This window comes from Nonomuraea sp. N2-4H, assembly GCF_045291505.1.
Taxonomy (GTDB): Bacteria; Actinomycetota; Actinomycetes; order Streptosporangiales; family Streptosporangiaceae; genus Nonomuraea; species Nonomuraea fastidiosa.
In genome coordinates this window covers 2,939,457-2,964,922 of sequence record NZ_CP147987.1, presented here as the reverse complement: position 1 = coordinate 2,964,922, position 25,466 = coordinate 2,939,457, and the positions used below count along the sequence as shown (strand labels likewise).

Annotated in this window: 21 protein-coding genes and 1 pseudogene; 15 read left to right on the top strand and 7 right to left on the bottom strand. The window is 73.7% G+C overall.

Annotated features, from left to right (window positions below; genetic code table 11):
- Positions 1 to 15 precede the first annotated feature (15 nt).
- The 5 genes and pseudogenes from WBK31_RS13600 to WBK31_RS13580 all read left to right on the top strand — a co-directional run.
- Positions 16 to 609, top strand: a pseudogene (locus tag WBK31_RS13600) (LacI family DNA-binding transcriptional regulator); the annotation flags it as partial.
- A gap of 85 nt (positions 610 to 694) precedes the next feature.
- On the top strand, positions 695 to 1,072 hold the full coding sequence (locus tag WBK31_RS13595; protein WP_406674947.1) for a substrate-binding domain-containing protein: 378 nt from the start codon (positions 695 to 697) through the stop codon (positions 1,070 to 1,072).
- Between the two features lie 177 nt (positions 1,073 to 1,249).
- Positions 1,250 to 2,263: a LacI family DNA-binding transcriptional regulator gene (locus WBK31_RS13590; protein WP_364070784.1), complete on the top strand. Its 1,014-nt coding sequence runs from the start codon at positions 1,250 to 1,252 to the stop codon at positions 2,261 to 2,263.
- A gap of 351 nt (positions 2,264 to 2,614) precedes the next feature.
- Positions 2,615 to 4,414, top strand: a complete 1,800-nt coding sequence (locus tag WBK31_RS13585; RefSeq protein ID WP_406674946.1) for an MFS transporter — start codon at positions 2,615 to 2,617, stop codon at positions 4,412 to 4,414.
- The gene (locus tag WBK31_RS13580; RefSeq protein WP_406674945.1) at positions 4,411 to 7,698 is read left to right on the top strand and encodes a DUF6493 family protein; all 3,288 of its coding nucleotides are present in this window, start codon (positions 4,411 to 4,413) and stop codon (positions 7,696 to 7,698) included. The genes WBK31_RS13585 and WBK31_RS13580 overlap by 4 nt, the downstream gene beginning before the upstream one ends.
- 131 nt (positions 7,699 to 7,829) lie before the next feature.
- Here WBK31_RS13580 and WBK31_RS13575 read toward each other — a convergent pair whose 3' ends face one another.
- The 5 genes from WBK31_RS13575 to WBK31_RS13555 form a co-directional block, all read right to left on the bottom strand.
- Positions 7,830 to 8,522 carry an aspartate/glutamate racemase family protein gene (locus WBK31_RS13575; RefSeq protein ID WP_364070776.1) on the bottom strand — a complete coding sequence of 231 codons (693 nt, stop codon included), beginning with the start codon at positions 8,520 to 8,522 and terminating at the stop codon, positions 7,830 to 7,832.
- Complete coding sequence (gene murF, locus WBK31_RS13570) at positions 8,492 to 9,961, bottom strand: UDP-N-acetylmuramoyl-tripeptide--D-alanyl-D-alanine ligase (RefSeq protein ID WP_406674944.1); 1,470 nt, start codon at positions 9,959 to 9,961, stop codon at positions 8,492 to 8,494. Before murF ends, WBK31_RS13575 begins: the two co-directional genes overlap by 31 nt.
- Before the next feature lie 34 nt (positions 9,962 to 9,995).
- Complete coding sequence (locus tag WBK31_RS13565) at positions 9,996 to 10,952, bottom strand: D-alanine--D-alanine ligase family protein (RefSeq protein ID WP_364070770.1); 957 nt, start codon at positions 10,950 to 10,952, stop codon at positions 9,996 to 9,998.
- Between the two features lie 117 nt (positions 10,953 to 11,069).
- Positions 11,070 to 11,663, bottom strand: coding sequence for a response regulator (locus WBK31_RS13560; RefSeq protein ID WP_406675492.1), 594 nt, complete (start codon positions 11,661 to 11,663; stop codon positions 11,070 to 11,072).
- Positions 11,578 to 12,852: a sensor histidine kinase gene (locus tag WBK31_RS13555; RefSeq protein ID WP_406674943.1), complete on the bottom strand. Its 1,275-nt coding sequence runs from the start codon at positions 12,850 to 12,852 to the stop codon at positions 11,578 to 11,580. Before WBK31_RS13555 ends, WBK31_RS13560 begins: the two co-directional genes overlap by 86 nt.
- A gap of 117 nt (positions 12,853 to 12,969) precedes the next feature.
- Here WBK31_RS13555 and WBK31_RS13550 point away from each other — a divergent pair, with 117 nt between their 5' ends.
- From WBK31_RS13550 to WBK31_RS13525, 6 genes are all read left to right on the top strand, one after another.
- Entirely contained in the window at positions 12,970 to 13,668 is a 699-nt protein-coding gene (locus tag WBK31_RS13550; protein ID WP_364070763.1) for an ABC transporter ATP-binding protein, read from the top strand.
- Positions 13,665 to 15,968: an FtsX-like permease family protein gene (locus tag WBK31_RS13545; RefSeq protein ID WP_364070761.1), complete on the top strand. Its 2,304-nt coding sequence runs from the start codon at positions 13,665 to 13,667 to the stop codon at positions 15,966 to 15,968. The genes WBK31_RS13550 and WBK31_RS13545 overlap by 4 nt, the downstream gene beginning before the upstream one ends.
- Positions 15,969 to 16,112: 144 nt before the next feature.
- Positions 16,113 to 16,835, top strand: coding sequence for a polyprenyl diphosphate synthase (gene uppS / locus WBK31_RS13540; RefSeq protein ID WP_406674942.1), 723 nt, complete (start codon positions 16,113 to 16,115; stop codon positions 16,833 to 16,835).
- The gene (locus WBK31_RS13535) at positions 16,832 to 18,247 is read left to right on the top strand and encodes an oxygenase MpaB family protein (protein WP_406674941.1); all 1,416 of its coding nucleotides are present in this window, start codon (positions 16,832 to 16,834) and stop codon (positions 18,245 to 18,247) included. Before uppS ends, WBK31_RS13535 begins: the two co-directional genes overlap by 4 nt.
- 364 nt (positions 18,248 to 18,611) lie before the next feature.
- Positions 18,612 to 19,859: a Na+/H+ antiporter NhaA gene (nhaA, locus tag WBK31_RS13530; RefSeq protein ID WP_364070753.1), complete on the top strand. Its 1,248-nt coding sequence runs from the start codon at positions 18,612 to 18,614 to the stop codon at positions 19,857 to 19,859.
- Positions 19,860 to 19,886: 27 nt separating this feature from the next.
- The gene (locus WBK31_RS13525; RefSeq protein WP_364070751.1) at positions 19,887 to 20,243 is read left to right on the top strand and encodes a metalloregulator ArsR/SmtB family transcription factor; all 357 of its coding nucleotides are present in this window, start codon (positions 19,887 to 19,889) and stop codon (positions 20,241 to 20,243) included.
- Between the two features lie 100 nt (positions 20,244 to 20,343).
- Here the strand turns inward: WBK31_RS13525 and WBK31_RS13520 are convergent, their stop codons facing one another.
- Positions 20,344 to 21,723: a pyridoxal phosphate-dependent decarboxylase family protein gene (locus WBK31_RS13520; protein ID WP_406674940.1), complete on the bottom strand. Its 1,380-nt coding sequence runs from the start codon at positions 21,721 to 21,723 to the stop codon at positions 20,344 to 20,346.
- 96 nt (positions 21,724 to 21,819) lie between these two features.
- A complete protein-coding gene (locus WBK31_RS13515) occupies positions 21,820 to 22,194 on the bottom strand; it encodes a VOC family protein (protein ID WP_364070747.1) in 375 nt (124 codons plus the stop codon).
- Between the two features lie 126 nt (positions 22,195 to 22,320).
- Here WBK31_RS13515 and chrA point away from each other — a divergent pair, with 126 nt between their 5' ends.
- The 4 genes from chrA to WBK31_RS13495 all read left to right on the top strand — a co-directional run bounded on the left by chrA (position 22,321) and on the right by WBK31_RS13495 (position 25,403).
- On the top strand, positions 22,321 to 23,475 hold the full coding sequence (gene chrA, locus WBK31_RS13510) for a chromate efflux transporter (protein ID WP_406674939.1): 1,155 nt from the start codon (positions 22,321 to 22,323) through the stop codon (positions 23,473 to 23,475).
- Positions 23,476 to 23,511: 36 nt separating this feature from the next.
- Complete coding sequence (locus tag WBK31_RS13505) at positions 23,512 to 24,294, top strand: MarR family transcriptional regulator (protein WP_406674938.1); 783 nt, start codon at positions 23,512 to 23,514, stop codon at positions 24,292 to 24,294.
- On the top strand, positions 24,291 to 24,647 hold the full coding sequence (locus WBK31_RS13500; protein ID WP_406674937.1) for a MerR family transcriptional regulator: 357 nt from the start codon (positions 24,291 to 24,293) through the stop codon (positions 24,645 to 24,647). The genes WBK31_RS13505 and WBK31_RS13500 overlap by 4 nt, the downstream gene beginning before the upstream one ends.
- A 141-nt stretch (positions 24,648 to 24,788) precedes the next feature.
- Positions 24,789 to 25,403 carry a TetR family transcriptional regulator gene (locus WBK31_RS13495; protein ID WP_364070738.1) on the top strand — a complete coding sequence of 205 codons (615 nt, stop codon included), beginning with the start codon at positions 24,789 to 24,791 and terminating at the stop codon, positions 25,401 to 25,403.
- Positions 25,404 to 25,466: the final 63 nt, after the last annotated feature.

Genomic DNA, 25,466 nt, shown 5'->3' with positions numbered 1-25,466 from the left:
CGCTAGACTTCCGGCATGAGCATGGCCGCAGAGCCGACCGGCGACAGCGACACGCGGTCCCGGCCGCTGACCATCGCGCAGCTCGCCGAGCTGGCTCAGGTCTCCACGGCCACCGTGTCGAAGGTCGTCAACGGCCGTACCGAGGTCAGGCCGGAGACCCGCGCGCTCATCGAACGCCTCATCCGCGAACACGGCTACCGGCCGCAACGCCGCCGCGCCGCCTTCGCGCCCCTGGTGGAGCTGGTCTTCGGCGATCTCGACGGCGAGGCTCCCGCCGAGATCGCCGCGGGCGTGGAGCGGGTGACGCGCGCACACCGCCTGGGCGTGACCGTGTCACGGCTGCGCCATGGCGACGCCCCCTGGATCGCAGGTGTGCTGAGCCGCCGCCCCACAGGCGTGATCTCTGTCTTCTCCAGCCTGAGCGGAACCGAGCGCGAGCAGCTCGCCACCCGCGGCATCCCGCTCGTCCTGCTGGATCCACGCGGCGAGCATCCGGCGGAGGTCGTCACGGTGGGCGCCAGCGACTGGAGCGCCGGCCTCATGGCCACCCGCCACCTGCTCGCCCTCGGCCACCGCCGCATCGCCGCCCTCGCCGGCCCCGCCGACAGCTTGGCCGCCCGCGCCCGCCTGGACGGCTACCGCACCGCTCTGGACATGGCGGGCGTGCCAGGCCGACCCCGAGCTGATCACCGGCTTGGGCTTCGGAAGAGGCGGCGGGTCGCCGACGGCATCATCCGCAGACGCGGAGGTCGAGCGGCTGCTGCGGCTACCGTCGCGGCCGACGGCGATCCTCACCTGCGCCGACGGCCAGGCCGCCGCCGTCTACCGCGCGGCGCACCGGCTCGGCCTGCGCATCCCCGGCGACCTCAGCGTGGTCGGCTTCGACGCCCCGCTCGCGGGCCGGTGGATGGACCCGCCGCTCACCACCGTACGCCGGCCGCTCCCCGAGATGGCCGCGACCGCCGCCGACATGCTGCTCGGCCTTGCCCGCGGCGAGCACCCGGCACGGCCCCGCGTGGAGCTGGGCGCCGACCTCATACTCAGAGGCAGCACCACAGCCGCAGCGGCCTGATCGAACGTCACCTGGCCGGGCTCCGCGAGCGAGGGGTGCGCTCGGCGGCGAACCGAACCCTGAGACGACGCCGCGACACCCACCCACGCAAGATCCGGTCATGCCGATGGGCAGGCGGGGCGATCCCGCCGGGCCTGGACCGCCCTCATCGGCGTGTCGCCTGGCTAGACTGCGGCCATGACCACGGAGTCGTCCCCGCTCACCATCGCTCAGCTCGCCGAGCTGGCCGGCGTGTCCACCGCGACGGTCTCCAAGGTCGTCAACGGGCGTTCCGAGGTGTCGTCGGAGACCCGCGCCGCCGTGGAGGAGCTGATCCGCCGCCACGGCTACCGCCGCCAGCGCCGCCGCTCCACCCCGGCGGCCCTGGTCGAGCTGGTCTTCCACGCTCTGGAGGGCGACTACCCGGTCGAGATCACCAAGGGCGTCGCGCAGGTCGCCCGCCGGCACGAGCTGACGGTCGCGGTCTCCGACGTGCGCCGCGACAGCAACGCCGGTGACGCCTGGCTGGACGGCGTGCTGCGGCACCGCCCGAGCGGCGTGATCGCCGTGTTCTCCGGCCTGACCTTGGCCCAGCACGAGCAGCTCGCCCGCCGCGAGATCCCGCTCGTCCTGCTCGACCCCGCCGACACCCCGTCGGGCAACATCCCGTCCGTCGGCGCGGGAAACTGGCACGGCGGCCTCACCGCCACCCGCCATCTGCTCGATCTCGGCCACCGCCGCATCGGCATCATCACCGGGCCCGACTCCGCCCTGTCCAGCCGCGCCCGCCTCGACGGTTACCGCACCGCGCTCGACATGGCCGGCCTGCCCGTCGACCCCGAGCTGATCGGCCGGGGCGACTTCCTCATCGAGGGCGGCCTGGCCGAAGCCCGCCGCATGCTGAGCCTGCCCGACCGGCCCACCGCGATCTTCGCCACCAACGACGGCCAGGCCATCGGCACCTACCACGCCGCCCACCAGCTCGGCCTGCGCATCCCCGACGACCTCAGCGTGATCGGTTTCGACGACCTGCCGTCCGTCCGCTGGGCGATCCCGCCCCTGACCACCATCCGCCAGCCGCTCATCGACATGGCCGCCGCGGCCACGTCGATGCTGCTGACGTTGGCCCAGGGCGAGCAGCTCGCCCAGAGCCGTGTGGAGCTGGCCACCGAACTCGTCGTCCGCGAAAGCACCGCCCCGCCTCCTGCCTGACGCCGCCGGCCGTGCGGCTCCACGGTCGCCCCGGTCGCGCTGTCCTTCGGAGTTCTCGAGGTCACGAGCTCGGCGGGCGCGCTCGGAGTTGTCCTGGCAGCGAATCTGCCGATGGCCTGTGGCAGCACCCCCTGGGCCGCAGGGCCGAAGAAGGCGGTTCCGATGCCGCTGAGCGCTGCACAGGCCGCCATGTGCCACAAGGATGCGGTTTCCGTAAGAAGCAGTAACGCCGATGTTCCTTGACCCACGGCGGAGACGACATGGGAAAGGACCATCATGCGCACCCGCGGGACTCTGTCCGCCGCGAGCCCGCCTATGAGAGGTAACGCGATCTGAGGCAGGAAGGAGCGCTTGCACCAGGGAAACGCGCTTCTCCGGCTCTGCCTCAATATCGCCAAGGTGGCCGGACCGTCCATCGGCGGGGCTCTGGTGGTCGCATCCGGTCCGGGGTGGGGGCTCGCTCTCGACGCCGACACGTTCTTCGTCGCCGCGATTCTCCTGTCCAGGATGCGGATCCAGACAGCCCCTCGCAGGCAGGACTCGCTCGCGAAGTCCATGGCCGAGGGATGGACGGAGTTCTGGTCACGGCCCTGGCTCTGGGCCATCGTGCTGCAATTCGCACTCGTCAACGTGGCGTGGGTCGGCGCCTTCCAAGTCGTCGGCCCGGCGCTTCACAGCCAGCGCCCCGGCGGTGCGGCAGCGTGGGGATTCGTCCTTTCGGGAATGGCGCTCGGCCTGATCCTGGGAGGAGCGGTGGTGCTGTGGTGGCAGCGCCGGGACCGCGATCAAGATTTGTCGGTCGGGGAATCTATCGTCCCCGCCATGACTTCTACGACGCAGGCGTACGCGTACGCCGCGCCTTCCTCCCTTGTCGACGGTCGCCTCGGACTGGCGACCTCCGGTGGCCGGGCGCTGTCCGGTCCGGTCCTCGCGCCGCGTTTCTTCAGCGGCGTGGTCACTCAGGCGGCTCCGGCCGCCGCGGCGCTGCTCGGCATCGCCGATGTGGCGCTCGCCCGCTATCACCGGCCGCAGTCGCGGCCGGGCTGGATGCGGGATCCGGTGGTGACGTGCAACGGCGATCGGCTGCGGTTCGAGTCGTTCTCGGCCTGCGGCGGCGTGTACGCCCGGCTCGATCTGCTGGGCGGCGCGCTCGACGGCGAGGTGTTCGATCGCGGCACCACCAACGTCGACGTCAACCCGCCGCTGCGCGAGGCGCTGGCGCGGATCGGGCCGCGCGATCCGCTGCACCTCGGCGTGGGGCTGGATGAGCTGGTGGTGACCACCGGTGACGGCGCGGTGGTGGAGAAGAAGGTGCCGCTGCCGGAGCGCTGGCTGCGCGGGTTCGCCGAGGTGCAGGTGATCGCCTCGCGGATGGACCTGCGGGGCGAGCTGACGGGTATGGCGGCGGTGCGGTTCCTGCGCGGGCTGCCCAAGCGCGGCACGGTGTGGGTGGCGCAGGCGGGACGTGAGCTGAAGGTGCACGACCGGGAGGTGCCGGGGTCGGTACGGCTCTCCGGCCCCAACCGGCTGGGCACGCTCCTGCCGCTGCTGCGCTTCGCCAAGGCGCTGCGCGTCTACGGCGGGGCCGACGCCACCTCCAGCGCGTGGGAGCTGGAGCTGCCCGGCATGCGCTACACGCTCACGCTCTCCCCCGAGCGCTGGCGCGGCTTCTCCGGCGAGGGCGCGACGCTCGACGATCTCGCCACCGCCGAGGCCGAGGACGACGCCGACGTGGTGGGCATGCTGCTCAACTTCGAGCCCGAGGTCGAGATCGGCCTGCTGGCCGAGCGGGCGGGCATCCCCGCCGATCGGGTGCGCGCGGCGCTGACCCGGCTCGGCGCGGCGGGCCGGGTCGGCTACGACCTGTCGGAGGCCGCGCACTTCCACCGCGAGCTGCCGTACGACAAGGAGCACGTGATGCTGCTCAACCCGCGCCTCGCCAAGGCGCGAGCGCTGGCCGAGGCGGGCGCGGTGCGGCTCGACGGCGAGTTCGCGACCGTGACCACCGCGGGTGGCCGGCGCCGGGTCTCGCTGGCCGACGGCTCCTGTACGTGCGAGTGGTGGTGGGATCACCGCGGCTCACGCGGGCCGTGCAAGCACGTGCTCGCCGCCCGCATCGTCGCCCGCGTCGCCGTGGAGGTGGCCCCGTGACGCTCTGGACGGAGATCCGCGCCTTGATCACCGACGGCGAGGTGGACCGCCTGGCCGACCGGCTGATCGCGCTCACCGACGACGAACGCGCCGAGCTGGCGGCACGGCTGCCCGGCCTGCCCAAGGAGCTGCGCGGCGCGAAAGCCGAGGAGCTGCACGCCGAGTACCCGGCCATCGATGATTTCGTGATCCGCTGGCAGATCGACGACGCGCTCAGGATGATCTCCCCCGGGCTGCTGCTGGCCGGGGTGGGCGTCATCGGCGGTCCGGCGGCGGCGGTGACGTGGCTGACCAGCCGCGCCGTCAACCCGCGCTGGGGCCCCGACATCGACGTTGAGCAGGTGTGCCGGGTGGCGGCCGCCCGACCGGTGGCGTGGCGGCGTGACGTCGCGGTCCGGCTGGCCCGCCGGATCCGCCGGCCTGGCGACCGCATCGTGCCGCTGGCCATAGCGCTGCTGCGGGCGTCCGGCGCCGTGCCGCCCGCCGATCACGACCCGCTGGTGGCCGCCTGGCTGTCCGCGCCGATCGTCCCCGGCGATCCGCTGCTGCCGGTGCTGCTGCCCCGTGTCTTCACCGCCGAGGGCGTCGGCCGCGTCCTGCGTGACCAGTCGCTGAAGCCCGAGCCCTCCCATTGGCTGGCCGCGACGGCCCGCGAGGTGCCACGGCGGCAGGCGCTCGACGGGTGCGTGAGCCGCTTCCTGCGCGGCGGTGAGGCGCAGGACCTGCGCTTCTTCGTACGGCTGCACACCCTGCTCGACCCCACGCCCGCAGAGTCCGCCGCCCGCCTGCGCGACTACCTGCGGTTGTTACCCGCCGCGCCCGGCCCGGTCGCCGAGCTGGCCGCCGGGCGGGTGCGCGCCTGCATGCCGCTCGATCACGCCGACCTGGTGGAGGCGGTCGATGCGCTCACCTTCCGCGCCGAGGCCAAGCTCGCCGCCACGGGCCTGCGCTGGCTCGACCGGGCGCTGCGTGCCACGCCGGAGGCGGCGGGCGACTTCGTGCCCGCGCTCGTCACCGCGTACGCGCACACCTCCTTCGACGTGCGGACCCGCGCGGTGGAGCTGACGCTGCGGCATGCCGCGCTGTTCGACGGCCACGCCGAGGCGATCCGCGACGGCCTCCAGCACCTGCCCGCCGATCAGGGCGCGCGGCTGGCCGCGCGGTTCGGCGGGCAGGTCCGGCCGGAGGAGCGGGAGCGCAAGGAGTTCCCGCCGCTGCCGGAGCCGCCGCGGCCGGAGCGGTTCCCCGAGCCGTCCCTGCATCCGGACTCCTCCGAGCGATGGGTGAACAGGGAGCGCTGGCTGGCGGCCTTCGTCCGTGGGATCGCCGCCGACCGGGGCCGCCTATGCGGCGAGCTCAAGCCCTGGGCGGAGGACGGCCTCCACCACCGCTGGCGGTCCGAGGACGACTTCACCGACTCGGACGTCTGGCAGCGGGCGCTGGCCGCCGAGATCGTCACTCCCGGCAGCCTGCCGGAGGTGCCGCCGCCCGCGCCGGAGACCGCGTGGGACGACGCGAGCCACTCCGTGAGCGTGCGGGTCATCCCCCGCGGCGCGGAGCCGCCGCCGGAGCCACAGGCCGGGCGCGGTTTCCTCGTGGTGAGTCACGGCGGCCCGCAGGCTCGCTATCTCGACGACGACAGCCCGCTGCGCATCATCGACATCATCTGGACCAGCGACGAGGGACCGGCCGGCGCGGTGGCCCGCGAGGGCGGCCAGGAGATCCCCTTCGACGGCCACCGGGTCCGGCTCAACGACCTCCCCGACGACGAGCCCGCCGCTCAGGACGACGAGCGGCCACATCCGGGCTTCGAGCCGCCTGACGGTGATCATGCGGCTTTCGTCGCGTGGGATGTTGGCGGCGCGGTGTATGAGGCGATCGAGTACCTGGACCGCCTGAGCCGGTCTCTTTCGGTACGGTCGCGGCCCGGCGTCCGCTACGACGACTCCGTCGAGGCCATGCCGTCCTACATCCTCGATGACGCGTACGAGCGCATGGCCGAGCTCGGCGTCGCCCCGGCCAGGATCGAGGCGATGCGGGAGGGTCGTCCGGTGCCCCCGCCGGCCCCGGACGAACCGCTCGTCCAGGTGACCGTCTCCTTCATACCGCCCCGCCTGCGCTCCTTCATGCCGCAGGAGCTGCCCGAGGCCGAGGAGTGGCGGCGGCGCAACCGGCTGCCCCATCCCGGTGATGTCGCCCCGCCGCACGACTTCCTCCTGCACCGGTACGCGGAGATCGCCCAGGCCCTGCGCGACGGCACCCTGCCGCCGGTGCTGCTGGCCACCCCGACGTGGACGAGCGGCCACCTCGACCCCGACATGCTGGTGGACCGGCTGGAGAGCTGCGCCGCCGCCGGCGTGGAGCCGCTGCCCGCCGACCTCGCGCAGGCGCTGCTGCGGCTGCCCAGGGGCGGCCACCCGGAGGCCGCGGCCAGGGCCGCCAGGATCGGCTCGGAGGCGGCGCGCTCGGTCGTCCGCTGGCTCGAAGACGGCGGCATGGCCGACCCCGAGACCGGCCACACCTGGCAGCACATGGTCGGCGCGTCCACGGTGGACCTCGGCGAGGACGAGCCCGAGTCCCTCACCGGGGTCAGTCTGCGGCCCGTGCTGCGGGTGACCCGCCCGACCGGTCACCGGCTCATCGACGAGGTGCTGCTGCGCGAACCGCCGAGCTGGCTGAGCGGCTGGCGCCGCTATCTGCCCGACGCCTGGGCGATGCTGCCGTCCCACCGCGAGGTCGTGGCCGTGCAGGCCCTGCACCACCTCCTGCAGGGCTCCTGGGACGAGCGGCTGCACGCGACGGACGTCAGGCCCATGGCGCTCGGGCAGGGACCGCTGGGCGAGTCGTCGGCGACGATCCTCGCCTTCCTGCTGGCCGGTCAGGTGCCCGGCACGCTCCCGCTGCTGCTCGGCCTGGCCGCGCGGGGCGAGCTGCCCGCCGAGGACATCGGCAGGCGGCTCGCGCTGGTGCTGCGCCGCACCTGGCGGGAGCCCCGTACGGCGTTCGCGGCGCTGACCGAGCTGGCCGAGGCGGGCGCGCACCACGAGGTGTGGCGCATCCTGCTGGCACTGCTGCCCGCGATGCTGCCCGACCCGGCATCGGGTACGGCCCGTCGCGTCACCACCGTCCACACCACGCTGGTCGCCCTCGCCGCCGACGTGGCCGGGTGGACGGGCGCGCGCGGGGAGATCCCGGTCATCGCCGGGTACGCCCGCAGCGGGCGCAAGAGCCGGTTCGCGCACGAGTGCGCCCGCCTGCACGCCCTGCTCACCGCCACCACGTGATGGCTGGCGGCGGCCCGCGCATGACGCCGGCATCCGGCCCCTCGCGTGACGCCGGGGACGGCCATCACCGGCACCAGGTGATGGCCGTCCCCGGCGCGTGGCCCGGCTCGCCTTGCCGTGTCGTCCGGTGGTCAGCCCGCCAGAGCGAAGGCGGCGGCGGCCTCGGCGTGCAGGCGGGCGCTCGGCAGCAGCGGCACGACGCTGTCCTTCTCGCTCACCAGCAGCTCGATCTCCGTACAGCCGAGGATGACGCCCTCGGCTCCGGCGGCGGCGAGGTCGTCGATGATCCGGGTGTAGGCGTCCCTGGACGGCTCCCTGATCACGCCGCGCACCAGCTCGTCGAAGATCACATCGTGGACGAGGTCCCGCTGCTCGCGCGGCGGGACGATCACCTCGAAGCCGTGGCGGGCCAGCCGGTCCCGGTAGAAGCGCTCCTCCATGGTGAAGCGGGTGCCGAGCAGGCCGACCTTGCGCATGCCACGGGAACGGACCTCGTCAGCGACGGCGTCGGCGATGTGCAGCACGGGCACGCTGGTGGCCCGTGCCACGTCATCGCTGACCTTGCTGAAGGTGTTGCTGCAGACGAGCAGCACGCCCGCGCCGGCGTCCTGCAGTTTGCGTCCGGCGTCGGACAGGAGCGCGCTCACCTCGTCCCAGCGGCCGGCGAAGGCGAGCTCTTCGACGGTGGTGTAGTCGACCGACCAGATGAGGCTGTCGGCGGAGTGGCTGCCGCCGAGCCGCTCGCGTACCCGGCGGTTGATGACCTGGTAGTAGATGACGGTCGATTCCCAGCTCAGCCCGCCGATGAGGCCGATGACGCGCATGAGGCTCCGTTTCCTTCAAGATTGTCTGATGCGGTGGCGAGGGCGCGGGCGCAGGCGCCGAGCCCGTACTCGCTGGACGCCTTGACGAAGACCACGTCTCCCGGGTGCAGCAGCGCACGGGCCAGCTCGGCGGCGGCGCTCGGGTCGGCGGCGGTGTGGACGCATGCGCCGCCCGCCCGCGCGGCCTCGGCCATCGCGTGCACGTCGCCGCTCGCCGCCCGCGCGACCTCCTCGGTGACGCGCGCGCCGCCGGGGCCGACCGCGATGAGCAGGTCGAAGCCAAGCTCGGCGACGAGCGCGCCGATCTCGGCGTGCCGGGCGCGGGAGGCGCCGGCCTGCTGCCCCATGCCGCCGAGCACGGCGACGGTACGGCGGGCGCCCGCCAGCGCCCGCGCCGCCCGCAGCCCGGCCCGCATGGAGTCGGGGTTGGCGTTGTAGGAGTCGTCCACGACGGTGACGCCGTCGGGGCGTTCGACGATCTCCAGGCGTCCGGCGGAGCGCCGCCTGGCCTCGGTCAGCCCCGCGGCGATCTGCGAAACGTCCAGGCCGAGCGCGGTGGCGACCGCGGCGGCGGCCAGCGCGTTCGACACCTGATGCGCGCCGATGAGGCTCAGCCTGACCGGGGCCCGGCCGGACGGCGTGACCAGCTCGAACGCCGCCCGCGCCGCCTCCATGCGCACGTTCTCGGCCCGCACCCGCGCCTGCGGCGAGCGCCCGTACAGCAGCACATGCGCCTTGGTGCGGGCGGACATGGCGAGCACGTGCGGGTCGTCGGCGTTGAGCAGCGCGTGCCCGTCCGGCGGGAGCGCCTCGACCAGCTCGCCCTTGGCCTCGGCGACGTCGGCGATGCCGCCGCCCATGCGCTCGACGTGCGCGACGCCGACGTTCAGCACCAGCCCGAGCCGGGGCGGCGCGATGCCGGTCAGGTACGTCAGGTCGCCCTTCCTGGTCGCGCCCATCTCCAGCACCAGGTAGCGGGTGCCGGCGTCGGCGTGCAGCACGGTGAGCGGCAGGCCCAGCTCGTTGTTGAACGACTTGGCGGTGGCGACCGTCGTCCCCTGCCGTTCGAGCACCTGGGCCAGCAGGTCCTTGGTCGTGGTCTTGCCGACCGAGCCGGTCATGCCGATCACGGCCGGGCCGATCCGCCGCAGTACGTGCCCGGCGAGCAGGCCGATCGCGTGCTGGACGTCGTCCACGACGAGGGCGGGCACGCCGACCGGCCGCGACGCCAGCACGGCGGCGGCGCCGCCCGCGACGGCCGAGGCCGCGAAGTCGTGACCGTCGACGTTGGCACCCGCCGTCGCGACGAACAGCCCTCCCCGCGGCACCTCGCGGGAGTCCACGGCGGCGGGTGCGGTCACCAGGGCCTCCGGGTCGTCCGCGTCGTGCAGGCGCGCGCCGACGACCTCGGCGATCTCGCGCAGCGTCATGGGGATCATGCGGCGCTCCTGGCGAGCGCGAGGTCGATGCGGATCATGCGGCGCTCCTGATGAGCGCGAGGTCGATGAGGCGGCGCAGCAGCTCCGGGTACGCCACTCCGCTCGCCTCCCACACCCTGGCGTAGACGGAACGCGCGGTGAAACCGGGCATGGTGTTGATCTCGCCCACGTACAGGCGGCCCTCCTGCTCGTCGTAGAAGAAGTCGACCCGGGCGAGCCCGTAGCCGCCGATCGCGCGGAAGGCGCGCAGAGCCAGCTCGCGCACGTCCTCGGCGATGCGTTCCGGCAGTTCGGCGGGGATGGCGGCGATCTCCGCCCGGCCGAGGTATTTGGCCTCGTAGTCGAGCCACTCGCCGGGCACGATCAGCTCGCCCGGCACCGACGCCTCCGGCGTGTCATGGTCGCCGAGCACCCCGCAGACGATCTCGCGCGCCGTCACGCCCTGCTCGACGACCACCACCCGGTCGTAGGTGAGCGCGAGCTCCACGCCGGCGCGCAGCTCGTCCATGGTCGTGACGCGCGAGACGCCGATGGAGGAGCCCATGTTGGCCGGTTTGACGTACATCGGCCAGTCGAGCGGCTTCACCAGCGCCCACGGGTCGGTGGTGGCGCGCCACTCGTGGGCGGTGAACCACACGTGCGGGGTGACCGGCAGCCCCTCGGCGATGAACGCGCGCCGCATCGCCACCTTGTCCATCGCCACGGCCGAGGCCAGCACGCCGCACCCCACGTACGGCAGGCCCAGCGTCTGCAGGTGCCCCTGGACGACGCCGTCCTCGCCGAACGGCCCGTGCAGCGCGGGGAAGACGACGTCCACCAGGTCACGCCGCAGCTCCACCGGCCACCGGCCGTGCCGGTCGATGATCACGGGCACGGGCTCGTACAGGTCGGCGGGCAGCGCGTCGAGCACGGCCTGGGCCGACTGCAGCGACACCTCGTGCTCGGCGGACGGCCCGCCTCCCAGCACGGCCACGCGCAGGCGTTTCGTCACGATCCATCAGCCTTCTTCTCAGCGGTACGAGGCCGGCACTCGAGCCGGCTGCGTCCACTGTGGTGCGGCGATGTCCGCGGGACGTCAGCGTGATGTCATGAGCGTGTCACGGCGCCGCTAGCCGGATCCTGGTGTGACCAGGCCGGTCTCGTACGCGACCACGACCGCCTGGGCCCGGTCGCGCAGGCCGAGCTTGGTGAAGATGCGGGCCACGTGCGTCTTGACCGTCGCCTCGCTCAGCGTCAGCGCCTCGGCCAGCTCGGCGTTGGACAGCCCGCGGCCCACTAGCGTCAGCACCTCGATCTCGCGTGCCGTCAGCGCGCTCAGGTCGGCGGGCACGCGGGTGGCGGGCGGGCCCGCGTACCGCTCGACGAGGCGGCGGGTGATCGACGGGGCGAGCAGGGCGTCGCCGGTGGTGACCAGCCGCACGGCGCTGGCGAGGTGCTCGGCGGTGACGTCTTTGAGCAGGAAGCCGCTCGCGCCGAGCGCCAGCGCGGCGTAGACGTACCGGTCGAGGTCGAACGTGGTGAGCATGAGCACGCGGCAGTCCGGGTCCTGCGCGAGCACCCGCCTGGCCGCCTCCAGGCCGTCGAGCCTCGGCATGCGGATGTCCATCAAGACGACGTCAGGGCGCAGCTCCCGCGCCGCCGCCACCGCCTCCAGGCCGTCGGCCGCCTCGCCCACCACGTCGATGCCGCGCGTGGTGAGGATCAGCCGGAATCCGGTCCTGATGAGCCGCTGGTCGTCGACGATCAGGACGCGCGGCGCGGGCTCGGCGCTCATCGTCCGCCCTGCCGGAGCCGGGAGCCGGGGTCGGAGGGGACGGCTCGGGTGGGCGGGGCGGATCGCCCGCAAGCGGGCCGGACGGGTCGGCGGCGCGCGGGACGGCGTCAGGCGTGCTGGACGGGCCGGCGGCGGTGCCGGTCGGGCCGGACGGGTCGGGCGGGTCGGGCGGTGGGAGGGGGATGCGGGCGCGGACGCGGTAGCCGCCGCCCAGGCGCCGCCGGGCGTCCAGGTGCCCGCCATAGACGGCGACCCTTTCGCGCAGCCCGAGCAGGCCGCGCCCGGCCCCGCCGGCACGCCGCTCCCTCAGAACAGGGCTCGCGTCGTCGCGCCGCTCCCCCGGAACAGGGCTCGCCTCGTCACGCCGCTCCCCGGAACAGGGGGCCCCGCCGGCACGCCGCTCCATCGGAGCGGAGGTCCCGTCGGAGGTGAGCACGCTGGGTCCGGTGTTGAGCACCTCCACCCGTACGTGGTTACCGGCGTACCGGATCGTCACCTCGGCCTTCGTGTCGGGCTCGGCGTGTTTGAGCGCGTTGGTCAGCGCTTCCTGGACGATCCGGTAGACGGGCGCGCCGATGCCGGGCGGCAGCGGGCGCGGCTCGCCCAGGATGCGGCTCTCCACGTTCAGCCCGGCGAACGCGAACCGGTCGATCAGCCGGTCGAGGCCGCTGAGGTCGGGCGACGGGGCGAGGCCGGCGCCGGCGGGTTCGGCGGGTCCGGCGGGTTCGTCGGTGCCGTCAGGTGAGGGCGCCAGCAGTCCCAGCAGGTGGCGCAGCTCGGACATCGCGGAGCGACCGGCGTTCTCGACCTCTTTGAGCGCCTCGGCGCACTCCTCGGGCTGGACGGTCATCACCTCGCGTGCCGCGCTCGCCTGGACGACCATGAGGCTGACGTTGTGGCTGACGATGTCGTGCAGCTCCCTGGCGATCCTGGCCCGCTCGGCGTCCACCGCCGCCCGCGCCGCCCTGGCGGACTCCCGTTCCAGCATGCGGCCGCGTTCTTCGACGACCGCGCGGTAGCGGCGGTGTGCCCGTACGAGTGCGGCGCCGAGTGCCAGCGCGGCTGCGAGCAGCACCACGACGATGGCGACCAAGCCGTACGTCCACTCCGCACCCACCCCTCTACCTTGGCGCAAGCGCGTGCGGGCCCGCACTACCTCCTGAGGATGACATCGGGGCCGGATTACATCCGCAGGCCGATGCCCGCCCGGCCGGGCCGTTTGTAGCCTCCTGCCATGACAGCCGGACGCGAGGTCGTCGTAGAACTCGACCAGGTACGCAAGCACTACGGCGAGACGGTGGCGCTGGACGGCGTCTCGCTGGAGATCCGCGCCGGTGAGGCGGTCGCGGTGATGGGACCGTCCGGCTGCGGCAAGTCGACGCTGCTCAACCTTATCGCCGGGCTCGACCGGCCCAGCTCGGGCCGGGTCGTCGTGCACGGCGAGGACCTGGGCGCCATGAACGAGACCGGCCTGGCGCTGTTCCGGCGCCGCCGGGTCGGCATGATCTTCCAGTTCTTCAACCTGATCGACGACCTGTCCGCGCTGGACAACGTGGCGCTGGCCGCCCAGCTCACCGGCACGACCGCCGCCCAGGCGCGGCGGCGGGCGCTCGACCTGCTGGACGAGCTGGGCATCGCGGGCCGGGCCCGGATGTATCCGGCGGTGCTGAGCGGCGGCGAGCGCCAGCGGGTGGCCGTGGCGCGCGCCCTGATGAACCGCCCGGCCGTGCTGCTGGCCGACGAGCCGACCGGCGCGCTGGACAGCCACTCCGGCGAGCAGGTCATGGACCTGCTGCTCGACCTGCACCAGATCGGCCAGACCCTGCTGCTGGTGACCCATGACGAACGGCTGGCCGAGCGGTGCGCGAGCCGGGTGGTCGAGCTGGCCGACGGCAGGGTCACCGCCGAGCGGACGCTGGAGTCGTCCCGGTGAGCGCGGTCTGGGGCATCGCGCTTGCGGCGGTGCGGCGGCGCAGGTTGCAGAGCGCGATCCTGGCCGTGGTGGTGCTGTGCTCCACGGTGGCGATCGTGGTGGCGCTCGGCCTGCTGGAGGCGTCGTCGGGGCCGTTCGACCGGACGTTCGCCGCGCAGCGCGGGCCGCACGTCGTGGCGACCTTCGACCGGGCGGCGGTCTCCGACGCACTGCTCGCGGAGACGGCGCGCAGGCCGGGGGTCGAGGCGGCGGCGGGGCCGTACGGGCAGAGCGTGGTGACGGTCGCGGACACCCGGCAGAGCCTGCCGCCTGGACCGCTCACGGTGGTCGGACGTCCGGGGCCGGGCGGCCCGGTGGACCGGGTCGAGCTGTGGGCGGGCCGGTGGGCCGAGCGGCCCGGCGAGATCGTGGTGAACCGGCCGGTCGATCCGGTCTTCGGCGACCTCGTCGGCGCCGCCGTCCAGACCGTCGAGGGGCTGCGCTTCACCGTCGTCGGCCTGGCCTCCAGCGTCACCAGGACGGCCGAGGCGTGGGTCGCGCCCGCGCAGATGGAGGCGATGAAGCCCGCGTCCGCCCAGATGCTGTACCGGTTCGTCGCGGCGGAGACGGCGGCCGAGGTGCGCGCGGCCACGGCGGCCGTCACCGCGGGGCTGCCGCCGTCCGGTGTGCTCGGCACGCAGTCGTATCTCACGGTCAAGCGGGACGTCTCGCGCGCGGCCGAGGCGTACCTGCCGTTCCTGGCGGGGTTCGGCCTGCTGGGGCTGCTGGTGGCGGTGCTGATCGTGGCCAACGTCATCAGCGGCGCGGTCGTCGCCGGGCAGCGGCAGATCGGCGTGCTCAAATCCCTGGGGTTCACCCCCGACCAGGTCATGGCCGGCTTCCTGATGATGGTGCTGCTGCCGGCGTTCGCCGGATGCCTCGCCGGAACGGTGCTCGGGGCGCTGGTCTCGCAGAAGCTGCTTGACCTCGTGTTCGCCGGGATCGGCGCGGCCATCGGGCTCGGCATCGGCTGGCCGGTGTACGTAGCAGCGCTGCTCGGCGTGCCGGCCGTGGTCGTGCTGGCCGCGCTCGTGCCCGCCTCCCGCGCCCACCGGCTGCCGGCCGCCGAGACCATCCGCGCCGGCAGCGCGCCCAGGCCGGGACGCGGGCAGGCGGTCCAGCGCCTGCTGTCCGGCAGCCGGCTGCCCCGGCCGGTGAGCCTGGGCCTGGGCCTGCCGTTCGCCCGTCCGGGCCGTTCGGCGATGACGCTGGCCGCGATCGTGCTCGGGGTGGCGGCCGTGACGCTCGCCACCGGGCTGTTCCAGACGATGACCGCGTACGGCGACACCGCGCAGCGCGTCGGCCGCGTCCACTCCATCGTCCATGTCGGACGCCCCGGCCAGGTCAGGCCCACGCTGGACGACGCCGCCATCGAGGCGCTGCTGCGCTCCCGGCCCGGCGTCCGCCACGTCACCGCCAACGCCTGGATCGACGTGCGGCTCCCCGGCCTGACCAGCCGCAGCATGGCCCAGTTCCTGCGCGGCGACGCCGCGAGCCGGGGCGACGTGGTGGTGGCGGGCCGCTACGTAGCCGGACCGGGCGAGGTCGCCGCGCCCTCGGCGTTCATGAGGCGCTTCGGGCTGCGCGTCGGCGACCGGCTCACGCTCGCGCTCGGCGGCGCCCGCACCCAGGCCACGATCGTGGGCGAGGTCATGGACGCCGCCGACGACCTGATCATCGCGAGCTGGTCCACGCTGACCGCGCTCGACCCCGCGGGCCGCGCCACCCAGTACGAGGTGGGGCTCGCCCCCGGCACCGACGTCGAGCGGTTCAACGCCGCGGTCAAGGCGGCCGAGCCCGGCCTGTATCCGCGGGCGAAGTCGCAGGCCGATCAGCACAGCGTGGCCGTCATCGGCGCGGCGGCCCTGTTCACCGTGCTGCTGGGCACGGTGGCGACGCTGGGTGTCTTCAACACCGTCGTGCTCACCACCCGCGAGCGCCGCCGCGACCTGGCCATGCTGAAGTCGATCGGGATGACGCCGCGCCAGGTGACGCTGATGACGGTGACGTCCATGGCACTGCTGGGCGTCGTGGGCGGCCTGGCCGGCCTGCCGATCGGTGTGGCCTCGCATCGGGTCGTCGTGCTGGCCATGCTGGATGCGGCCGGGCTGGGCGCGCCCGCGATGCTGCTCGACGTGTGGCGGGTCGCGGCGCTGGCCGCGCTGCTGGTGGCGGGCGTGGCGATCGCGGTGCTGGGCGCGTTCCTGCCCGCCCGGCGGGCGGCCCGGCTCACCATCGCCGGCGCGCTGCGTACCGAATGAGCGGGGCCGGCTTCCCTGCTCGGTTGCGCGGCACGGCGGCCAGGACTCGCCGATACCACCTTCCCGGCCGGGATCGAGGATATGCCGGACCCCCGCCGAACACATACAGTATTGGCGAGGTAACGTTCGGCTATAGGAGTGGTCATGGGTGTGCCGCGTCACGTGGCGTGCGTGATGGATGGGAACGGCCGCTGGGCCGAGCAGCGTTCGCTGCCGCGCACCGCCGGTCACGAGGCCGCCGAGGCGGCCGTGATGGACGTCATCGAGGCGGCCCGCGCCGCCGGTGTCGGCTGGCTCAGCCTGTACGCGTTCTCCACGGAGAACTGGCGGCGGCCCGCCGGTGAGATCGACACGCTGATGCGGCTCGTCCGCCGCGCCATCCGCAAGCACGCGCCGGCGCTGCACGCGCGCGGCATCCGCTGCCGGTTCCTCGGCATGACAGATCCGCGCATCCCGGCCCCGCTGGTGGCCGACATCGCCGACCTGATGACGCTCACCCGCGACAACAGGAGCATGACGCTGACCGTCGCCTTCGACCACGGCGGCCGCCGCGACATCGTGCAGGCAGCCCGTTCGCTGATCAGGTCCGCGACGCCCGCCGACGAGGTCACCGAGGCGAGCTTCGCCGCGCACCTGCCCTACCCCGACACCCCCGACGTCGATCTCGTCATCCGCACCTCCGGCGAGCAGCGCATCTCCAACTTCATGCTCTGGCAGGTGGCCTACGCCGAGTGGGTCTTCCCCCAGGTGCTCTGGCCCGACTTCCGCGCCGCCCACTTCTCCGAGTGCCTCGACGTCTACATGCGCCGCCGGCGCCGCTTCGGCGACGTCCGCCCCGCCACCATGACAGGAAAGGACCCGCGATGAGCCACACCTCCACGCGGCGGGACGCCGACGTCTTCGGCCCAGACTCCCTGCTGCGCCCCCTGGTCCACGAGGCGCGCTGGGGCCTCGCGGTGCTCAGGGCCACCCTGCTGGAGGCCGCCCATCCGCAGATCGGCGCCGCGCTGATGGAGAACTCCACGTTCCTCACCCATCCGTGGCGGCGGCTGCGCAACACCGCGATGAGCGCGCGGCGGCTGCTCGACCCCGACCCGCGCGTACGCGACCGCGAGGCGGCCAGGATCAACCGCCTGCACGCCCGCATCGCCGGCACCGACGCCCAGGGCCGCCCCTACGACGCCTCCGACCGCGACGCGCGCGCCTGGGTGGTGGCCACCCTGTTCGACTCGACGGTGACGATGTGCAGGCTGAGCGGCGACGCGCTCGACGCCGATGCGATGCGGCGGCTCTACGACGAGCACCGCACGTTCCTCGCGCTGATCGACGGCACCGCCGACCACCTGCCCGCGACGCTGCGGGAGTTCTGGCCCTACTACGATCACGTGGTCGAGCACGTCCTGGAGAACAACGAAGCGGTGGGCGTCATCCTCTACCGCCTGTTCACCGGCATGCCCGCGCCTCCCGTGCTGCGCGGCCATCCGGCGATCTGGGCGGCGGGCCGGGCCGTGGCGAGCCCGCTGGCCACCGCGATCACCATCGCGTCGCTGCCCGAGGCGTTCAGCCGCCGTGTCGCGCTGCCCGACCTGCCCGGGGCCCGCACGCTCATGCAGACCACCTACCTCGGGGCCGCGCTCGCCACCCGGCACCTGCCGCAGAGCTGGACGCGGGTCGACTTCCTCATGGGGCTGCTCGACCCCTCCCACGACGGGCCGTGGGAGACGCTCCGGCGGCAGGCGGGCAAGGCCGCCGCGCTCGTCCGGCTGCTCACCCCGGCCGGCGACGACGGCGGCTCCCAGGCGACCAGGTCGGCCGACCGGTTCTTCACCGAAGTCCTCGATCAGACCGGCGACGGCTGCCTGCGCTGGCCCGACCTCGCCGCCATGGCGCGCGAGATCGCCACCCGGCTCGACCTGGGCGAGCGGGACGAGGAGCGGCTGTTCCAGGCGTACGCGGCGTGGTGGAGCGAGCTGCAGGCGGCGCTCGACAGCGACGGCGACGGCCGGATCACCCGCGACGAGTACGCCGCAGCGGCGGCCCGCCTGCCCGGCACCGGCCTCATCAAGATCGCCGACGTGCTGTTCGACGTCACCGACACCGACGACGACGAGACGATCGATGCCGAGGAGTACCGCGCTCTGTTCCGCACGGCCTTCCACCGCGACCTCGAGGGCGGCGGCGACGGCTGTTCGCGCAGCGCGTTCGTCCGGCGGTTCGTCTCCTTCATGTCCGGCCAGCAGCACTCGATCGCCTACACGTCGCTGCTCGCCTCGGGCTGATCAGGGAGGGGTGGAGAAAGGCCCGGCGCGGGCGGATCTGGGCGATCCCCGCACCGGGCAGCCGGTGACCACGGCCGGTGCCGCGGCCCGGGGTGGATCGGCGCGGGCCGGACGCGGCCGAGGCTCGCGCGCGGTGGTCACCGGCTGCCCGGTGCTGCGGCCCGGGTGGATCGGCGCGGGCCGGAGGCGTCTCAGGCTCGCTCGCGCGCGGTGGCCGGGGCAGCGGCCGGTTCACCGGCGGGCGTGCTCGCCCGGGAGCCGACCTGATGTTTACGTTTTGCGCGCTTTGGTAGGTTCTTGGGTGGTGTGCCGGGAAGCCTGGTCGGCGATTGTCCGACCTGTCCCCTGCCACGAGCGGAGTTTCATGCCCGGCACCCCGACCACGTCATCCCGCCCTGCCCGCAAACTGCTCGACCGCAGCACCTGGCCCGAAGCCCGTCGCATCGCCGCCATCCTCCGCAAGGAGACCATCGGCGGCGCGCTGCTGCTGGTGGCCGCCCTCGCGGCGCTCGTCCTGGCCAACTCTCCGTGGGCGCGAACCTACGAGGAGCTGCGCGCGTTCGAGGTGGGCCCCGCCGCGCTGCACCTGCGGCTCGACCTGGCCACCTGGGCCGCCGACGGGCTGCTGGCGATCTTCTTCTTCGTGGCGGGGCTGGAGCTGAAACGCGAGTTCGTCGCGGGCGACCTGCGCGACGCGCGGCGGGCCGCGGTGCCGGTGGCCGCCGCCTTCGGCGGCGTGCTGCTGCCCGCGCTGGTCTACCTGGCGATCGCCGGCGGCGCGGGCGGCGCTCAGGGCTGGGCCATCCCGACCGCCACCGACATCGCGTTCGCGCTCGCGGTGCTGGCCGTGATCGGGCGTTCCCTGCCGGAGGCGCTGCGGACGTTCCTGCTGACGCTGGCCGTGGTGGACGACCTGATCGCCATCGTGGTCATCGCCCTCTTCTACACCTCGCACCTCGCGGTGCTGCCGCTGCTCGCGGCCCTGGTGCCGCTGGCGGTCTTCGCGCTGCTGGTACGGCGCGGGGTGCGGGCCTGGTGGCTGCTGCTGCCGGCGGCGTTCGCCACGTGGGCGCTGGTGCACGCCTCGGGGGTGCACGCCACCGTGGCCGGGGTGCTGCTGGCGCTGACCGTCCCCGTCGCGGCACGTGACGGAGCCGAGGCGACCGGGCCCGCCGAGCATTTCGAGCACCGCTTCCGGCCGATATCGGCGGGCGTCGCCGTGCCGGTCTTCGCGTTCTTCTCCGCCGGGGTGTCGCTCGGCGGGCTCTCCGGGCTCGCGGACACGCTGACCGAGCCGATCGCCCTCGGCATTCTGGCCGGCCTGCTGGTCGGCAAGCCGCTCGGCATCCTGGGCGCGACGTGGCTGGTGTCCCGCTTCACCCGTGCCACGCTGGACGAAGGGCTCGGCTGGATCGACATGGCGGGGCTCGCCGTGCTGTCCGGCATCGGGTTCACCGTGTCGCTGCTGATCGGGGAGCTGGCCTTCGGCGCGGCCGGGGCCGAGCAGGTGAAGGTCGCGGTGCTGACCGGGTCGCTGGCGGCTGCGGTGGTGGCCATGGTGATCCTGCGGTTGCGGGCCCGCGTTCACGCCGCCGCGTCTCCTATCATTTAGACCGTCATCGAAACAGAGGGGGGAGCCATGACCGCGTGCTGCGCGCCCATCACCCGCGAGCCGATCTCGGAGGGTGCGGCCGCCGAGGCCGCGGTCCTGCTCAAGGCCGTCGCCGACCCCGTACGGCTGCGTCTGCTGTCGATGATCGGCTGCCATCCGGGCGGCGAGGCGTGCGTGTGCGATCTCACCGGCGCCTTCGATCTGACAGCGCCGACGATCTCGCACCACCTCAAGGTGCTGCGCACCGCCGGGCTCATCGATGGTGAGCGGCGCGGCACCTGGGTCTACTACCGGATCGCGCCCGAGACGGTGAGCAAGCTGGGGGCGCTGTTCACTCCGCTGGCCGAAGCCGCTCAAGCACGAACGGAAGCCGCCCCGGCCTGAGCCAGGCCGGCCCCGCTTGAGCCGGGTCCCCGTCCTGGCGCAAGGTCGCCTCCGCCCGAGCTGATACCTGCTCGGGCCCAGTCCGCTCACGTCCGAGCGGTCAGCCCGCCGCGCGTTCCAGGGCCTTGGCCACGCGGTCCACGTCGGCCTCGGTCGTCCGCCAGTTGGAGAACGCCGCCCGCAGCGCGGGGACGCCCGCGTACTCGGTGGTGGTGAGCAGCGCCTCGCCGGTTTCGGCGACCGCGCGCGCCACCTCCGCGATGCGCTCCGGGGCGGAGGCGAGCGTGAAGCAGACGACGTTCAGCCGGACCGGGGCGAGCAGCCGGTAGGCGGGCATGGCGGCCAGCCGTTCGCCGAGCCGGGCGGCGAGCGCGATGTCCCGCCGGACGATCTCCGCGTGCCCCTCCCGCCCGTACGCGGCCAGCGTGAACCAGGCGGGCAGCGCCCGCAGCCGGCGGGAGTTCTCCGGCGTCAGGTGCAGGTAGTCGGGCCGGTCGCCGAGCGGGCCGAGGTAGGCGGCGGAGTTCCGAAAAACGCGCGCCTGCAGGTCGCGGCGGCGGGTGAACTGCACCGCGCTGTCGTAGGGGACGTTCAGCCACTTGTGCAGGTCGAGGCAGATCGAGTCGGCCGCGCCCAGCCCGTCGACCAGGTGGGCGTGCTCGGGCGAGAGCGCCGCGAACGCGCCGAACGCGGCGTCCACGTGGAGCCAGAACGGATACCGCTCCCGCAGCGCGGCGACCGCCCGCAGGTCGTCGAAGTCGGCGGTGTTGACCGTGCCGGCGTTGGCGACCACGATGGCGGGCTCGCCGTCCAGCTCGCGCAGCGCCGCTTCAAGCCGTTCGACGTCCACCGCCTCCCTGCCGGGCAGCGCGCCGACCCGCCGCAGCGCCGACCTGCCGAGCCCGAGCACCGACAGCGCCTTGCCGACGCTGGAGTGCGGCGTGCCGGACAGCACCCGCACCGGACCGAGCGCGGCCAGGCCCTGCTCGGCCACCGAGACGCCGCGCCGCTCGCCGATCCACTCGCGGGCGATGGCCAGGCCGGTGGCGTTGGACATGGTGGCGCCGCTGACGAACGCCCCCTCCTGCTCGGCGGGCAACCCGAGCAGGTCGCGCAGCCAGGTGACGGTCTCGCGTTCGAGGTCGGCGGCCGAGGAGTCGCCGCCGCTCGCCGCGTTCTGGTCGTAGGCGCTGGTCAGCCAGTCGCCGGCGAGCGCGGCGGGCGTGCTGCCGCCGGTGACGAAGCCCAGGTAGCGGGGGCCGGGGCTGGCCGAGAGGCCGGGCTCCCAGCGGCGTTCGAACGCCTCCAGCGCGCCCCGAGTCCCCTGAACGCGCTCGGGCAGCGGGACGGGCTCGCGCGGCGCAGGCGGCGGCCCGACCGGCCGCTCCCCCACCCCTGCCAGGAACCGGGCGGCGCGCTCGCGCGCCTCGTGCAGCAGGACGGGCAGGTCGGCGAGATCGTCACTCAGTCGCTGGTCCATGAGGACAGCGTAAGGACGCGACCGCGACGGCGATCGGGAGGGCGGTCGGGCAGGCCGAAGCGGGGCGGAGGGCCGACGGACCGGCGAGGCGGCGGGTCAGCGGGGCTCGAACAGCTCGACGAGGTTGCCCGACGGGTCGGCGAGCAGGATCTGCCGCCCGCCGGGACCCGAGACGACCTCACTGCGGAACGGCACGCCGCCCTCGCGCAGCCGCTTGATCTCGGCGTCGAGGTCGTCACAGACGAGGTGGATGCGGTTGCGGCCCGCCGGGGTGCCTTCCGGGGTGGCGCGGGCGCCGGAGCTGGACGGCCCGGACAGCAGGAGCCGCAGCGGCCCGCGTACGACGTCGGCGAACGCGGGCACGACCGCGATGCGGACGGTGAAGCCGAGATGGGTCGTGTAGAAGTCGACGGCCGCCTGGACGTCGTCGACGAGGTAGCGGACGCCGGCGTACTGCTCGGGTGCGGCCATGACGGTGCCTCCTGACGAGGGTCCGACGCGGTGGGGCGGCGCCCGGCCGGGGCCGCCGGTTGAGACAGTACATCAATCTGGTTTGATGTACTAGCAAGCGCCGATGCAAGGGAAGGACGGGCAGGGGTGGACGAGCACTCCGGCGGGGACCGGACGGGGCGGGCCGGGGAGGTGGCCCTGCTCTTCCTGAAGCTGGGCACGATCGCCTTCGGCGGCCCGGCCGCGCACACCGCGATGATGCGCGATGAGCTCGTACGCCGCCGCGGCTGGGTGACCGACGAGCGCTTCGCCGACCTCATGGGCGCCACCAACCTGATCCCCGGCCCCAACTCCACCGAGCTGGCCATCCATCTGGGCCACGACCGGGCGGGCAGGCGTGGCCTGATCCTGGCGGGGGCGTGCTTCATCCTGCCCGCCGCGCTCATCGTCACCGCGCTGGCCTGGGCGTACGTCACCTACGGCGGCACCCCGGCGGTCGAGGGCATCCTGTACGGCGTCGTCCCCGTGGTGATCGCCATCATCGCCCACGCCCTGTTCGGCCTGCTGAAGACCGTGATCAAGTCCTGGTGGCTGGGTGCGGTGTCGGTCGCGGCGCTGGCGGCGTACCTGCTGGGCGTCAACGAGCTGCTGATCCTCGCGGCCGGCGCGCTGCTGGCCGCCGCCGCGCACCTGCCGCGCTCGCGCGAGGGCCTGCAGGGGCTGCTCGCCGCGCCCGTGCTCGCGCTCGGCGGCGCGCCCACGTTCCCCGACCCGGCCGGGGGCCAGCTCGCCCAGCTCTTCCTCACCATGCTGAAGATCGGCTCGGTGCTGTACGGCAGCGGCTACGTTCTGCTGGCCTTCCTGCAGGGCGACTTCGTCGAGCGGCTCGGCTGGATCACCTCGCAGCAGCTCACCGACGCCGTCTCGGTCGGCCAGGTGACGCCGGGTCCGGTCTTCACCACGGCCACGTTCGTCGGCTACCTCGTCGCCGGGCAGGCCGGCGCGTTCCTCGCGACCGTGGCGATCTTCCTGCCGTCGTTCGTCTTCGTCGGCCTGCTCACCAGGATCACGAGCAGGCTGCGCGCATCACGGTGGACGTCCGCGCTGCTCGACGGCGTCAACGCCACCGCGCTGGCGCTCATGGCCGGGGTGTCCCACGAGCTCGCGCGCACCGCGCTCATCGACCTGCCGACCGCCGCCATCGCGTTGATCAGTCTGGTGCTGCTGTGGCGTACCCGGCTGAGCAACGCCTGGCTCATCGCGGGCGGCGCCGCGATCGGCCTGGCGCACTCCCTTCTCTGACTGATCGAATCATTTTGATGTATGTTGAGACATACGATGAGTGACACTCCCCCGCCGCCGGACTTCCTGCGCCTGACCGGCCACCCGGTGCGGTGGCGGCTGCTGAGCGAGCTGGCGCGCGGCGACCGGCAGGTCCGCGAGCTGACGGCGCTGGTCGGCCAGACGCAGGGCCTGACGTCGTACCATCTCGGCCGGCTGCGCGCGGGCGGGCTGGTGACCATGCGGCGCAGCTCGGCCGACAAGCGCGACACGTACTACAGCCTCGACCTCGCCGCCTGCCGCGACCTGCTCGTACGGGCCGGGGCGGCGCTGCACCCGGGCCTGCGCATGATCCCGGCCGCGCCGCCCCCGCCGCCGGACGGCTCGGCCGCGCCGCCGCCCGTCCGGGTGCTGTTCCTGTGCACCGGCAACAGCTCCAGGTCGCAGATGGCCGAGGCGATCCTGCGCCATCTCGGCGGCCCACGGGTCGAGGTCGCCAGCGCGGGCAGCGCGCCCAAGCCGCTGCACCCCGACGCCGTCCGCGTCATGCACGAACGCGGGCTCGACATGACCGGCCACCGCCCCAAGCACCTCGACGAGCTCGCCAGGCCGCTTCGACCGGGTGATCACCCTGTGCGACCGGGTGCGCGAGGTGTGCCCCGAGTTCCCGGGGGCTCCGGAGGTGACGCACTGGAGCCTGCCGGACCCGGCCGGCGAGGGCGGTCATGCGGCCTTCGTCCGTACGGCCGACGAGCTCACCACCCGCATCCGGTTCCTGCTGCACACCTTCTCCGCCGTTTGACGTGGAGTGCACTCCAACACCTAGCGTTCGTCCCATGAGCGACGGACATGCACTCAAGCAGGAGCCGCCGGCCCTCACGATCACCCAGGTCGCCGCACGTACCGGCCTCTCCGCCGACACACTGCGCTATTACGAACGGGCCGGGCTGATCGAACGGGTCGCGCGCACTCCCCACGGCCATCGCAGCGACGCGGCCTCCGACCTCGGCTGGCTGGAGTTCCTGATCCGGCTGCGCGAGACCGGCATGTCCATCAGCCGTATGCAGCAGTACGCCCGGCTGCGCAGCAGCGACGCCAGCGCCACCTGCTGCGGCGAGGCGCCGAGGCGGGCGGCGACGTCGCTCAGCGTCCGCAGCGGGGTGAAGCCGCCGAGCGGGAAGAACGCGGCGTAGGCGGTGATGCCCAGCTCGACCACCTCGCGCGGCACGACGATGGCCGCGTCGGGCTCCTTGGGCGAGCAGAAGACGCCCGGGCCTGCGGCTGGCGCTCACGACGTAAATCAAAAGTTAGTTACTTGCGCTAGAGTGATCCGCATGGCCACGAACGCCTCGCGATCTTCACGCCCCCGCGACAGCGCCGCCACCAAGGAGCTGCTGCTCGCCGCGGCCACCACCGAGTTCGCCGAGCACGGCCTGGCCGGCGCCCGCATCGACCGTATCGCCGAGCGGGCCGGCGCCAACAAACGCCTGCTGTACGTCTACTTCGGCGACAAGGAGCAGCTGTTCGACGCCGTGCTGCGGCGCCAGATCGGCGAGCTGGCCCGCGAGACGCCGCTCATCGACGGCGACCTCGTCGCGTACGCCGGCGCCCGATTCGACTACATGCTCGCCCACCCGCAGACCGCCAGGCTCGCCGCCTGGCGCCGCTTCGAGCAGGGCGAGCCCGGCGAGGCCGAGATCGAGGGCTACCGCGCGAAGGTGGAGGCGGTCGCCGCCGCGCAGCGCGAGGGCCGCATCGACGACCGCCTGCCCGCGGTGGACCTGTTCGCCATGGTGCTGCGCCTGACCGAGAGCTGGCTCGACGCCCCACCCGCGCTGGCGGCGGTCGCGGGCGACGATCCCCGCTCGGCCGGACGGCTCCGCGAGCATCGCGCCGCGCTCCTCGAAGCCGTCCGCCGCATCACCGCGCCACGCCCGAAGAACGCCTGACCGCACGGCGTCTTCAGGACGCGTCACGTTCCGGCCTGAAGGACGCTTGACACCGCCGCGTTC